The sequence below is a fragment of the Colwellia sp. BRX8-7 genome (assembly GCF_014077275.1).
Classification (GTDB): Bacteria; Pseudomonadota; Gammaproteobacteria; order Enterobacterales; family Alteromonadaceae; genus Colwellia_A.
Map to the genome: position 1 here is coordinate 45,716 of NZ_JACGVP010000015.1, position 13,959 is coordinate 59,674.

Genomic DNA, 13,959 nt, shown 5'->3' on the forward strand with positions numbered 1-13,959 from the left:
AGGTTAATGACAAAAACAGTAGAAAAACAGGCTATTCTCCAAACATCACCCATTATAAATAGTTCAACTGCTCAACAATCCCCCGTGTTTGGGCTTGTTGTTGGCGAGCATTCTGGCGATACGCTCGGCGCTGGTCTTATGAGCTCTCTAATATCTGTCTATCCTAATGCCAAGTTTATCGGTATTGGTGGTCCAAAAATGCAAGCTTTGGGTTTCGAAAGTTTGTTTGAAATGGAAGAGCTTTCCGTGATGGGCATTTTTGAAGTATTGGGCCGCCTCAAACGCTTATTTCATGTCAAAGACTGTTTAGCCGCGCAGTTTATAAATAATAGACCCGATGTGTTTATTGGCATCGATGCACCCGATTTTAATTTACGGCTAGAAAGACAACTAAAGAAAGCGGGTATTAAAACAGTTCATTACGTTAGCCCATCTGTTTGGGCTTGGCGTGAAAAGCGTATTTTTACCATTGAAGCGGCTACCGATATGGTGCTGTCGTTATTGCCTTTTGAAAAAGATTTCTATGATAAATATGAAGTGCCCTGTACTTTTGTCGGCCATCCGCTAGCAGACGACATTCCATTTCATTCGGATAAGCGTGAAGCGAGACAAGCACTCAACTTACCGCTTGATAAAAAAATACTTGCGCTTATGCCTGGTAGTCGTGGTGGTGAGTTATCTCGATTAACCGAGCCTTTCTTACTTTCTGCGGTACAACTTTTAGCACAAGACCCACAATTACATTTTGTTGTGCCGATGATCAGCGATAAGAGAACCGAACAATTTAGCCAATTGAAAGAAAAGATAGCGCCAAATTTAGCGGTAACAATTATTACTAATAAAACCCAACAAGTGATGGCTGCCAGTGATTGTTTACTCATGGCCTCAGGTACGGTAACACTGGAAGCTGCTTTAGTTAAACGCCCCATGGTGATTTGCTATAAGTTCAATGCTTTTACTTATCACATGTTTAAAGGCCTAGTAAAATTAGAATGGTTTTCATTACCTAATTTATTGACGAAAAAAACACTGGTACCTGAATTACTGCAAGGTAAAGTCAGCGTTGATAACATTGTGCCGTTAGTTAAAGAACGTTTATACCAAGACCAATCGTCACTTGAAGATGAATATATGAAAATTCATCTTGCTTTAAAACAAAATGCCAGTCAAGAAGCGGCGAAAGCTGTAATGGATCTAATGTCAAAATGAGTAATGAAGCGGTAAGCGATACCAGTTTAACCCCCCGTAAGAAAGTGGCAAAAGCTAAAAAGATTTTCCCACCTTTTGAATACCCTATTGCTTACTGTATCGCAGGAGTCGATGAGGTTGGGCGAGGACCTTTGGTGGGTGACGTTGTTACCGCGGCGGTTATTCTTGATCCCGAAAACCCTATTGAAGGTTTAATGGATTCAAAAAAACTATCAGATAAAAAGCGTCAGTTACTTGCGGTGGAAATCAAAGAAAAAGCTATTGCTTGGGCTGTTGGAAGAGCAAGCCCGGAAGAAATAGACACCTTAAATATTCTTCATGCCACTATGTTAGCGATGCAGCGAGCAGTACAAGATTTATCAGTAACACCTGATTATGTTTTAGTTGATGGTAATCGTTGCCCTATTTTTATGCAGGTGAACGGCAACATTGCTAGCCAATCTGTGGTTAAAGGCGATGATCGGGTTAGTGAAATAAGTGCGGCATCAATTCTTGCAAAAGTTGTTCGAGATGATGAAATGCTCGCTTTAGATGAATTACATCCCGAGTATGGTTTCGCAAAACATAAAGGTTACCCAACCAAAGCCCATTTAGAAAAAATAGTAGAGCACGGTGTACTTGATTGCTACCGAGCAAGCTTTAAGCCAGTAGCACAAGTTATTGCTATGCAGGGTGTTTTACCAACAAAAACTAAACAAGAAGACTCTCAGGTGAAGTGTTAATGTCAGAGCAAGTATTAGTTGATGCAGCCGAATTAGTGTCAGTCAAAGCTCAACCAAAATTTATTCATTTGCGAGTGCACAGTGACTATTCATTATGTGATGGTTTAAATAAAGTAAAACCTATTGTCGCCAAAGCCTCAGCTTTAGGGATGCCAGCCATCGCGCTAACCGACCAAACAAACCTTTGTGGTCTGGTTAAATATTATCATGCTGCTCACGGCGCGGGTATAAAACCAATTATTGGTTGCGATCTCTGGGTTAAAAGTGATGAATTAGAGAATGAACTTTCCCGCATTGTTGTTTTAGCCACTAATAATGTCGGCTACAAAAATCTCACTGAACTCATTTCTAAAGCCTACCTTCGGGGTCATGTTCAAGGTAAGGCGGTTATCGATAAGCATTGGTTAATTGACTATGCTCCGGGTTTGATCTTATTGTCGGCGGGTCGCGAAGGTGATATTGGTAAAGCGCTGATTAAGGGAAATTTCGAGCTGGTCAATAAAATGGTCGATTTTTACCAAAGCTACTTTCCTGATTGCTTTTATCTTGAACTGATCAGAACCAACAGAGAAAACGAAGAAAACTATATCCATTTGGCTGTCGAGCTGGCAGAAAAAGCGTCACTCCCTGTGGTAGCGACGAACGAAGTGATGTTTATTTCTCCTAAGCGCTTTGATGCCCATGAAATACGTGTTGCCATACATGATGGTTTTACCCTCAACGATAAACGTCGCCCGAAAAAATATTCTAAAGAGCAGTACCTTCGAACTGAAGAGGAAATGTGTGAATTATTTTCAGACATCCCTGAAGCGATTGAGAATACGGTTGAAATCGCCAAACGCTGTAATGTTACGGTTAGGCTTGGAGAGTATGTTCTCCCTGATTTTCCAACAGAAGGTTTATCAATAGAAGATTACTTGGTTAAAGTGTCTGAAGAAGGTTTACAAGACCGCTTAGAGACCTTATTTGATAAAGACGCAGCAGATTTTGCTGAAAAGCGTAAACCCTACGACGAACGTTTAGCCATTGAACTTAAAGTGGTTAACAATATGGGCTTTCCCGGTTATTTTTTAATCGTGATGGAATTTATTCAGTGGAGTAAAGATAATAATATTCCTGTTGGTCCTGGTCGTGGTTCTGGTGCAGGCTCTCTGGTCGCTTATGCCCAAAAAATCACCGACTTAGATCCCCTTGAATACGATTTGCTCTTTGAACGTTTTTTGAATCCTGAACGTGTCTCTATGCCAGATTTTGATATCGATTTCTGTATGGACAGGCGTGATGAAGTTATTGATCACGTTGCTGAACTATATGGCCGTGATGCCGTGTCGCAAATTATTACCTTTGGCACCATGGCAGCCAAAGCGGTTATCCGAGATGTTGGTCGAGTACTCGGTCACCCTTATGGTTTTGTTGACCGCATCTCTAAGCTTATACCGCCAACACCAGGCATGACACTAGCCAAGGCCTTTGAAGAAGAGCCTAAGTTGCCAGAAGCTTACGCACAAGACAGTGAAGTCAAAGATTTAATTGATATGTGCCGTATTTTAGAAGGCACAACACGTAATGCTGGTAAACATGCCGGTGGTGTGGTTATATCACCAACCACCATTACCGACTTTGCGCCACTTTACTGTGACGAAGAGGGTAAAAACCCGGTAACTCAGTTCGATAAAAATGATGTTGAAGATGCCGGTTTAGTTAAGTTTGATTTCTTGGGACTTCGCACGTTAACGATTTTGCAGTGGGCCATCGAAATGGCTGATGCAAAATTGTTAAAACAAGGCAAAGCGCCTATTGATATTACCCGCATTAATTTAGAAGACCCAGCCAGTTTTAAAGTGTTATTAAGATCTGAGACGACGGCAGTGTTTCAGCTCGAATCTAGTGGTATGAAATCACTTATTGCCAAATTAAAACCTGATTGCTTTGAAGATATTATCGCCTTGGTTGCGCTCTTTAGACCGGGGCCATTGCAGTCTGGCATGGTTGATAACTTTATTGAACGTAAGCATGGTCGTGAAGAAGTAAGCTATCCGGATGCTACTTGGCAACATATTGACTTAAAGCCTATTCTTGAACCGACTTACGGTATTATTTTATATCAAGAACAGGTTATGCAGATTGCGCAAGTATTGGCGGGTTACTCGTTAGGTGGCGCGGATATGCTACGCCGCGCTATGGGTAAGAAAAAACCTGAAGAAATGGCCAAACAGCGTGATGGCTTTGAGCAAGGCGCGATCAACCGAGGTGTTGACGGCGAACTTGCGATGAAGATCTTCGATCTGGTGGAGAAATTTGCGGGTTATGGTTTCAATAAATCGCACTCAGCGGCTTACGCCCTGGTTTCTTATCAAACCTTATGGATGAAAACACATTACCCTGCGCCATTTATGGCAGCGGTAATGTCAGCCGACATAGATAACACCGATAAAATTGTTACCCTAGTTGATGAATGTGGGAATATGGGGATAGATTTACTGCCTCCTGATGTTAATGCCGGTCAATATAAATTTACCGTTAACGAGCAAGATCAAATTGTCTACGGTATTGGCGCAGTAAAAGGCGTGGGTGAAGGTCCTATTGATGCCATTATTGCCGCACGCGAAGCTGGCGGTGAATTTACCGATCTTTTTGATTTTTGCGCTCGACTCGATCTTAAAAAAATTAATAAACGTGTTTTAGAAAAATTAGTTAAAGCTGGGGCCATGGACAGTTTAGGGCCTAAAAAAATTATCAACGGTAAAGAAGTACCACATCGTGCTGTTTTATTTGAAACATTACCTGAAGCAATAAAGGCTGCAGACCAATATGCAAAAGCACAGGCAGTTGGACAGAATGATTTATTTGGCTTAATTAATGAAGCGTCAGCAGAGCCGCGACAAGCCTTTAAAGATGTGCCGATGTGGGCTGAAGAAGTTTGGCTTAATGCAGAGAAAGAAACGTTAGGTTTATATTTAACGGGTCATCCTATTAATCGTTTCTTAAGTGAAATAAAGCATTATGCGACTGGACGGTTAGTAAGTCTGCAACCGACCAGTAAAGACAAAACCACGGTTGCGGTTGGTTTAGTGTTAGGTGTTAGAGTCATGGTCAATAAGCGCGGCAGACGATGGGCCTTAGTTACGCTTGACGATAAAAGCGCTCGCATGGACATTAGACTCTTTCCCGATGACTATGATAATTTTGCTGAATTGCTGGTAAGTGATGCTATTTTGGTCTGTAGCGGACAGGTCAGCTTTGATGAATACTCCGGAGGCATTACAATGACCGCTCGAGATATCATGACGGTTGGTGATGCTCGTGAAAACTATGTCTCTTCAGTAGATATTAATGTCAATAAAAACAAGGCAGGCGCAGGTTTTATTGATAAATTTACCGAGGTATTAACACCTTATAAGGATGGTACGTGTCCTGTTCGGTTGTTTTATCAAAGAGATGAAGCAAAAGCTATGCTAGAATTAGGCGTACAATGGCGCGTTACGCCTGCAGACCCTTTATTACATGAATTAAGAACCTTATTAGGTGATGGCGACGTTACTTTAAGGTTTAAATAATTTAGGGCGCATTAAAGGGTTATTTATTGTTAACCATTATAAAAAATTTATAACAAGGTCGATGACGGCTTTGTTAGCAACTTAATAATCAAATTAAAATTATTAAGTACTCTATTTGAATAATCATGCTGTTGTTATAAAACGGCATAGAACATAGGTAAGAATAATCATATGTCATTAAATTTTTTAGATTTCGAGCAGCCTATTGCTGAGCTTGATGCCAAAATTGAAGAGCTACAATTAGTCAATAACGGTCAAGAATTAGATCTTGACCTTGAAGATCAAATTACTCAATTACGCGGTAAAAACGCTGAGTTAACCAAAAAGATTTTTGCAAATCTTGACCCTTGGCAAACAGCTCGAGTGGCACGTCATCCTCAGCGTCCTTATACGCTTGATTACATACCACGCATTTTTACTGAATTCGACGAGCTTGCCGGTGATAGACACTATGCGGATGATAGAGCCATTGTTGGTGGTACTGCGCGTTTAGACGGTAAACCTGTGATGATTATTGGTCATCAAAAAGGGCGTTCAACAGCAGAAAAAGTTAAACGTAACTTTGGTATGCCTCGTCCAGAAGGTTACCGTAAAGCCTTACGCTTAATGCAAATGGCTGAACGTTTTAATATGCCCATTATTACCTTTATTGACACTCCTGGTGCCTACCCGGGAATAGGCGCAGAAGAGCGCGGCCAAAGTGAAGCGATAGCGATGAACTTAAAGGTTATGTCACGTTTAACCGTGCCGATTGTTTGTACGGTTATTGGTGAAGGTGGTTCTGGTGGTGCATTAGCGATTGGTGTTGGTGACCGTGTCAACATGCTGAAATATTCTACTTACTCGGTAATATCTCCTGAAGGTTGTGCATCAATCTTGTGGAAAACTGCTGAAAAAGCACCTACTGCCGCTGCCGCTATGGGTATTACCGCTACGCGTATTAAAGAATTAGAACTTATCGATAATATCGTTGAAGAGCCATTAGGTGGTGCGCATCGTGATATGGATATTATGGCGGCTAACTTAAAGCAAGAATTAAAATCAAATCTTGCCGAACTAGAAGGCTTGTCAAAAGAAGAATTAATTGAAAAACGTTATGACAGATTAATGTCTTTCGGTTATTGTTAAGTTGTTATAAATCGACACGAGCAAAGTAGTATTGAATGCTTTGCTGATGAAGTTGTAGCCTTATCTTACTGATTTTATCTCTAAGTTAAGGCTACAGTTTTTTTTCAGTGTCAATTAACCAAGTATTCTATGATTAAACAGACCTTAATAGATTTTTTTTCCAACCACCCTCAAAAATCACTGCTTATTGCCTACAGTGGCGGTGTCGACTCTCAAGTGCTGTTACATTGCCTTGGTGCTTTAAAAACACAACATGCTATTAATAGCGATATTCGTGTTTGTCATGTTAATCATGGCTTGAGTGTTAATGCCGTTAAATGGCAAGCCTTTGCTAAAGCTCAATGCCAACTATTTGGCCTGCCGTTAGACATTATTGAAGTAAACGTGCAAGCTGTTGCCCAAAAAAGCTTAGAAGCGCTTGCGCGCGATGCCCGCTATCAAGCACTAAAATCAGTAGCTAAAGCCGGTGATTTAATTGTTACTGGTCATCACAGTGACGATCAGGCTGAAACTTTTCTACTCGCCCTAAAAAGAGGCGCAGGTTTGAAAGGGCTCTCAGCGATGCAAAGTGAAATGATGTTGGGGCAGCAATTACTGGTCAGACCGTTATTAACTATTTCACGAGCCGATATTGAAGCCTATGCGAAAGAGTATGGCTTAGTTTGGATAGAAGATGAATCGAATACGGATGAGCGTTTCGACAGAAACTTTCTCCGCCATCAAATTTTACCTAAGTTAAATCAACGTTGGCCAAGCATCAATAAGACGATTGCACGCAGTGCTGAACATTGCTTTGAAGCACAACAATTACTCGATGAATTAGCGCAGCAAGATTTAATTGCTTGCCAGTCTTCAGCTAATAAGCTGAGTGTTGTTGATTTAAATAAGCTCAGCGAAGCACGTCTTAAAAATCTATTGCGCTATTTTTTATCTTGCCATGGATTTTTAATGCCAAGCCAAAAGCAATTAATGCAAATATGCCAGCAGCTTAATGCACAAGCGGATAAGTCGCCAGTTGTGCAATTAGCTGAGTGTTGCATCAGACGTTATCAAGGTGAGTTACATCTAACGGGTATCTATCAGGACCTGTCGCTGTGGCAACAAAATCTAGCATTAGCGCTGTTAGCCGATGATAAACCGTTAGATGTTTGTCTTCCCGATCAATTAGGTTGGTTAAGTTTTTCGAATTTATCAGCACAAGTACAAGAAAACAGTGACTGGCAGTCGGTGATAAAAAAACCGGCAGAGCAACAAAAAGTGACGATTAGTTTTTCTCACGAAAACCCAAGGTGTTTGCCACAATATCGACAGCATTCAAGACCATTAAAGAAAGTCTTACAAGAGCTTGCTATACCAACATGGCAGAGAAAAAGGTTACCTTTTATCTTTTATGATAATGAGTTGGTTGCGGTAGTCGGACAGTTTGTTTGTCAGCGCTATCTAGCCGAGAACAGTGACTCAGTATTTACGCTATCATGGCATGGTCAACTGCCTCTTTAAAGGTACCGTGTAACGAATAAACTAGACAGTGTCGGTGCATAAGTGGTAAAAATCTTTCATCGATGCGTTATCTTAATAACAAAAACAATAACTAAAATAAGACAAACTATGACAACACAAAATACCTCTGTAGAAAAAACATCACTTTTTGGTAAGCTAAAAGCTATTAACATCGTCAATCAAATCATTATTGCACTTGTTGTTGGTATTGTTTTAGCGCTTGTTTTACCTGAAGTTGCACAGTCATTTTCAATACTCGGCAGTTTATTTGTTAGTGCACTAAAAGCGGTTGCTCCTATTTTGGTGTTAGTTTTAGTCGCATCATCTATTGCTAACCAAAAACAAAATAGCGATGCTAACTTAAAACCGATTGTTGGGCTTTATTTACTCGGCACAATAAGTGCTGCGCTGGTTGCTGTAGCACTAAGCTTTGCGTTCCCGGTACAGTTAACATTAGATATTATTGGCGCAAGTGCTAATCCGCCACAAGGACTAGGTGAAGTCTTATCAACCTTAGCGTTTAAAATTGTTGATAATCCGTTTAATGCGGTTGTTACTGGAAACTTTATTGGCATTTTAGCGTGGGGCTTAGGCTTAGGTTTCGCGTTGAAAAAAGGCAGTGAATCAACGAAGGTCATGGTTCATGATTTAGCCGAAGCAATTTCAAGTGTCGTTAAATTGGTTATTCGTTTTGCACCTTTAGGTATTATGGGCTTAGTCGCAAATACGGTTGCGACCACAGGTTTTGATACCTTAGGTGAGTTTAGACACTTAGTACTATTACTTTTAGGATCTATGGTTATTATTGCCTTGGTGGTTAATCCGCTGATCGTTTATTTTATTACGCGTAAAAACCCTTATCCGCTAGTATTTACTTGCTTAAAAGAATCGGGTATTACCGCTTTCTTTACGCGTAGCTCTGCAGCAAATATTCCGGTTAACATGGAGCTGTGTGAAAAACTTGATTTACATGAAGATACCTATTCGGTTTCTATTCCTTTAGGTGCCACCATTAATATGGCTGGTGCGGCGATCACCATTACGGTATTAACACTGGCTGCGGCCAATACTTTAAATATTGAAGTTGACTTTGCAACCGCTATTTTATTGAGTGTCATCGCCTCAGTATCAGCTTGTGGTGCTTCTGGTGTTGCAGGTGGTTCATTGTTACTTATTCCATTAGCCTGTGGTTTATTCGGTATAGACAGTGATATTGCTATGCAAGTAGTCGCGATAGGTTTTATTATTGGTGTTATTCAAGACTCTGCCGAAACAGCCTTAAATAGCTCTACCGATGTTATTTTCACCGCAGCCGCTTCGCATCACATCACTAAAAATCTAGAATAAATGAAGTCTTCGTTAACCACCTCATATAGAGGTGGTTGATTTTAGACCCTGAAGCTAATTCAGGGTGATAGCTTTTTTGCCACTTTATAGCCCTGTAACAAAGCTATACTTTCACTTTAATATTCAGCAACAAGCTATACCGCCACTTTAGTATTCAGCAACTAAGCTATACGGTCACGTTTTAGCCAGAGTAAAGTGCAGCCTTTAAATAATGGCTCAGGTCAATTATTCCCCGTTTTTAATCAGCACTTTTTAAATCACTGAATTAGGAGCATAATAGCGAAAAATCTTCTTCAAAAATTAGTGAATTAATATTATGCCTACCGAAAATGCCTTAAAAGCACGCAGTAATGCTAGCTGTGAATTATGTACGTCAACTGAACAATTAGCGGTGTTTCCTGTGCCACCAACCAGCGACTTAAGTGCTCAGCAATGTGTATATCTATGTGCTACATGCACAGCACAAATTAATGGTGACACTGCAATGGATGTAAGTCACTGGCGTTGTTTGAACGACAGTATGTGGAATCAAGAACCTGCTGTGCAAGTTATGTCGTATCGCTTGCTTCATAAACTGTCAGCAGAGAGTTGGGCACAAGACGCTTTAGAAATGATTTACATGGAAGATGATGTTAAAACTTGGGCTGAGCAAGGCATTGCCGCTGCTGAGCGAGAGGGGCCAACAAGAGACAGTAATGGCACTGATTTACAAGACGGCGACGATGTTACCTTGATTAAAGATTTAAAAGTTAAAGGCGCTAACTTTACGGCTAAGCAGGGCACTATGGTGCGTGGCATTACCTTAACGGATAATCCTGAGCATATTGAAGGAAAAGTTAACGGTACACGTATTGTTTTAGTCTCGGCGTATCTGAAAAAAGCTTAAGCAAAACTTGCTGTTTATAATCGCCTTAAAAAGCTATGTAAAGTCAAAAAAAGCATCAAAGTAAGTCAGTAAAGCCCCAACATTGCGGTTTTACTGTCTTACTCATATCGTTTATAACCAACGTCTTACTTTTAGCTGATAATCACGGTATTGTTGACCAAATATTTTTGTTAACATTTTTTCTTCGGGGATTATTTGAAAACGTGTCATGTAGCCAATAAATATTAAAATAATAGGTAAAGATGCTAAATGTTGTAAGTAATAAGCGAGCGAGATCAGTGAAATCAGCATGGCTAAATACATTGGATTTCTTGAAAATGAATATATACCAGAACTTACCACGGTTGAGCTTGTTTCTGGTTTAGTGGGGTTAACAGTTGTTTTGTGTTTTTTAAAACTGACTATTGCACAAAGGCCCACAACTATCGCGATAAATAACAGCGCGAGGGCAACTGGCACATGAGCCGGCCAGCTCAAGGTGAGGTCGGGTGATATTTTATAAAAAATCATCATTAATAACACGGCTATTAATATCTGCACAACGGGTATTACTTTTAACTCCATGATTTACCTTAAGCTTAAAAAGTTTATTGGCTGTTATTTTAGCAGGTATTAGTGGCTATTAAGCACACTATTCGATAAGTTTATTTTTAGGTGTTATTGACGTCGTCAGATAATATCGCCATTGTTCATTTGTATACTCGTTATGTTTCTTTGGTTTTCTTCTGGTTAAATTTTCAATATAGTACCGATAAAGGATTTATGAAATGTCAGTCCCCATCGCTTATTTTGCCGTTATTCTTATCTGGTCAACAACACCACTAGCGATAGTGTGGAGCAGTGAAACTATTCATCCAACCTTAGCGGTTTTGTTGCGGATGCTGATTGCGGTTGTACCTGGCTGGTTAATACTGAAAGCTTTTCGTATTGAGCTTCCTTGGCATAAAAGTGCGCTTAAACTTTATAGTTTTTCAGCGATAGGTATTTTTGGCGGGATGTTATTTGCGTATTTAGCCGCTGGCTATATTTCTTCTGGGCTGATGTCGTTAATGTTCGGCTTGGCACCTATTTTATCTGGGGTACTAAGTCAGCGCATTTTGGCTGAGTCTGCATTATCACCAGCAAAAAAAATAGCATTGGCGATCGCTATCTGCGGCTTAGCTACGGTATGTTTTGATAAAATATCACTTAAAGATGATGGATATATTGGCATTATCGCGGTATTGATTGCTGTTTCATTTTTTAGTTTAAGTGGTGTATTGGTAAAAAGTGTTGAAGTTGCTATAAACCCTATGGCAACAACCCTGGGTTCACTATTATTAAGCTTACCTTTATTTACCTTAGTTTGGCTTATTTTCGATGGCAATATTGCGCATCAAACATGGAGTAACAAATCAATATTAAGTGTCGTTTATCTTGGTGTTATTGGCTCTTTAGTGGGTTTTATTGCTTATTTCTATATATTACAACGCCTAAAAGCGAGTGCGGTGGCATTGATCACTATGATCACCCCAGTGATTGCCATTTCACTGGGGTTACTATTAAATAATGAAACGATTAATTTTAATTTAATCGTTGGCGCATTAGCTATCATTGCTGGTTTAGCTATTTATCAATGGGGCGATTCAGTGATTAAACACCATCGTAATAAATATGCTCAGTGATGAAAAAGTAACCATAGGATTTCGACAAGCCCAGCAGAGTGATATCGGCTATTTATTACAATTAAGAAAAGCCTCAATGGGCGAACATCTTATTGCTGCAGGTTTGGATTTATCTGATCAGCAACACCTTGAACGAGTGAATGAATTTTTTGCAGATTCAACTATTATTTTGATGAACAATGAGCCTATAGGCTTAATAAAAATAGCCGTATTAGCGAATAAATTACACATCAGGCAGCTGCAAATCATACCAATACATCAAGGAAAAGGAATTGGTGGTAAGGTTTTAGCCTTAATTAAAAGAAAAGCAAAAGAGTTAAAACTACCAATAACATTAAATGTTTTGTTAGCAAATCCAGTTATTTCTTTATATTTACGCCATGGTTTTGTTGTCACTGGCCAGAATGAAGTTGAGTATCAAATGCGCTGGTTACAATAAAATAAGGCCAGTAATTAAAATCACTGACCTTATGTTCAGGATGAACGGTATGTCACGATGCCATGGATGGCAAGGAGTGACGGTGTTCAGGACGAACGGTCAAACTTAGTAGATTTTACCACTCGCTCGAACAGTATTTACATCAATACGTGTTGGGGTAATACTGCCATCAACTAGTCCTTGCGTAGCGACTGATAACGTCTCAATAACCTGATACATCGACGCTAAGTCTAGGCTGCTAATATCATCAGACGTTTTATGATAATGCTGGTCTTTATCGAGTTGGGTACTACTAAAACTGTGAGCTGGAACACCTAAACGCGCAAGTGTTGCATTGTCTGAACGATAAAATAACCCCTGCTCTGGGTAAGGGTCTTGGTAAATTTCACTGTTTTTAGCCGCTAAGCTTACGTTAAGTAATTCACCTAAATTTGAACGCTCCATTCCTGTCATCCAAACCGAACCAGCGCCAAACTTTGAAGGTTTACCTATCATCTCAATGTTTATCATTGCCACAACGTTGTTAGGATCTAATTGCTGTGAAAAATATTTAGAGCCAAAGCCACCAATTTCTTCGGCGGTAAAAGCACTAAACATTAAGGTTCTTTTGTTCTCACCTTGATGGGCATAGTGTTGTGCCAGATTAAGAACAGCAGAGGTGCCCGACGCATCGTCATCAGCACCATTAAAAACCTCTTTACCATCAGCCGTTACACCTAAATGATCATAGTGTGATGAATATAAAACCACTTCTTTTGCTGTCGCTGGATTTTTATCTTTACCCGGTAGTATCGCAACAATATTGGTTAAGGTTTTTTCAGTTATCGAAGTACTCGCGTTAACGTCTACCGTGGTAATTTCATTATCATCGGCTAAAACCATAACAATAGCCCCTTGGTGCTCAAGGTTAAGCTTAGTTAAGCCTCGTTGAAAGTAACCTCGATAACCGGCAAAGGTTTTAGCGTGAGCGCTATGGATAATAACCAGATGCTGGCCACCGTCATTATTCATTTTACCAAGAGCCGCGCGCATATCATCCGCTTCAGCAATAATATGGGTGTTAACATTTTCAAGGCTCTGCCATGAAAGCGTGGCCATAGTACTTGCCATGCCTAAGTTAGCGTCAGCAATAGTCTTACCATTTAAGGTCACCGTTAATGCTGTTGGCATAATACTGGTTACATTAAATGTTTGTTTGAAATCTTTATTGCCTACCATTGGGCTTAGTCCAATTTCGGTAAACCTTTGGCTAATATAATCACCCGCTTGGTCAATACCAACAGAGAAGCTGGCTCGGCCTTTTAAATCGTCACTTGCGAGATAAGTAATATCTTTAATAACTTGTTCCAATGACATTTCAGCAATTTCAGCAATTTCAGCAATTTCGGCTTTAGGTGATTCAGGCTCACTGCATGCAGAAAGGAGTGTAATGCCAGTAAAAAGAGCTAAAGTTAAGCGGCTTTTAGTAAGGTGACTTTTCATGCTTATTATTTCCCTATCCATGTTG

Annotated in this window: 11 protein-coding genes; 9 read left to right on the forward strand and 2 right to left on the reverse strand. The window is 40.0% G+C overall.

The features are described 5' to 3' along the window. Positions 1-6: 6 nt before the first annotated feature. The 7 genes from lpxB (at position 7) to H4J57_RS14840 (ending at position 10,349) form a co-directional block, all read left to right on the forward strand. A complete protein-coding gene (gene lpxB, locus H4J57_RS14810) occupies positions 7-1,209 on the forward strand; it encodes a lipid-A-disaccharide synthase (protein ID WP_182215654.1) in 1,203 nt (400 codons plus the stop codon). Beyond that, positions 1,206-1,931, forward strand: a complete 726-nt coding sequence (gene rnhB / locus H4J57_RS14815) for a ribonuclease HII (RefSeq protein ID WP_182215656.1) — start codon at positions 1,206-1,208, stop codon at positions 1,929-1,931. Before lpxB ends, rnhB begins: the two co-directional genes overlap by 4 nt. Further along, complete coding sequence (dnaE, locus tag H4J57_RS14820) at positions 1,931-5,488, forward strand: DNA polymerase III subunit alpha (RefSeq protein ID WP_182215657.1); 3,558 nt, start codon at positions 1,931-1,933, stop codon at positions 5,486-5,488. The genes rnhB and dnaE overlap by 1 nt, the downstream gene beginning before the upstream one ends. Positions 5,489-5,659: 171 nt before the next feature. Continuing rightward, complete coding sequence (accA, locus tag H4J57_RS14825; RefSeq protein WP_070374042.1) at positions 5,660-6,616, forward strand: acetyl-CoA carboxylase carboxyl transferase subunit alpha; 957 nt, start codon at positions 5,660-5,662, stop codon at positions 6,614-6,616. A gap of 129 nt (positions 6,617-6,745) precedes the next feature. Then, the gene (gene tilS / locus H4J57_RS14830; RefSeq protein ID WP_182243471.1) at positions 6,746-8,116 is read left to right on the forward strand and encodes a tRNA lysidine(34) synthetase TilS; all 1,371 of its coding nucleotides are present in this window, start codon (positions 6,746-6,748) and stop codon (positions 8,114-8,116) included. A gap of 108 nt (positions 8,117-8,224) precedes the next feature. Next, positions 8,225-9,463, forward strand: a complete 1,239-nt coding sequence (gene sstT / locus H4J57_RS14835) for a serine/threonine transporter SstT (protein ID WP_182215661.1) — start codon at positions 8,225-8,227, stop codon at positions 9,461-9,463. Positions 9,464-9,779: 316 nt separating this feature from the next. Then, positions 9,780-10,349 (forward strand): alkylphosphonate utilization protein, encoded by a 570-nt coding sequence (locus tag H4J57_RS14840; protein ID WP_070374039.1) that lies wholly within the window; start codon positions 9,780-9,782, stop codon positions 10,347-10,349. A gap of 111 nt (positions 10,350-10,460) precedes the next feature. Here H4J57_RS14840 and H4J57_RS14845 read toward each other — a convergent pair whose 3' ends face one another. Then, positions 10,461-10,913: an isoprenylcysteine carboxylmethyltransferase family protein gene (locus H4J57_RS14845; protein ID WP_182215663.1), complete on the reverse strand. Its 453-nt coding sequence runs from the start codon at positions 10,911-10,913 to the stop codon at positions 10,461-10,463. Between the two features lie 203 nt (positions 10,914-11,116). On the opposite strand from H4J57_RS14845, the gene H4J57_RS14850 reads away from it, so the two are divergent. Further along, positions 11,117-12,013, forward strand: coding sequence for a DMT family transporter (locus tag H4J57_RS14850; protein WP_182243472.1), 897 nt, complete (start codon positions 11,117-11,119; stop codon positions 12,011-12,013). Then, positions 12,003-12,452, forward strand: coding sequence for a GNAT family N-acetyltransferase (locus H4J57_RS14855; protein WP_259366868.1), 450 nt, complete (start codon positions 12,003-12,005; stop codon positions 12,450-12,452). Before H4J57_RS14850 ends, H4J57_RS14855 begins: the two co-directional genes overlap by 11 nt. Before the next feature lie 105 nt (positions 12,453-12,557). Here H4J57_RS14855 and H4J57_RS14860 read toward each other — a convergent pair whose 3' ends face one another. Beyond that, positions 12,558-13,934, reverse strand: coding sequence for a M20/M25/M40 family metallo-hydrolase (locus H4J57_RS14860; RefSeq protein ID WP_182243473.1), 1,377 nt, complete (start codon positions 13,932-13,934; stop codon positions 12,558-12,560). Between the last annotated feature and the right edge of the window lie 25 nt (positions 13,935-13,959).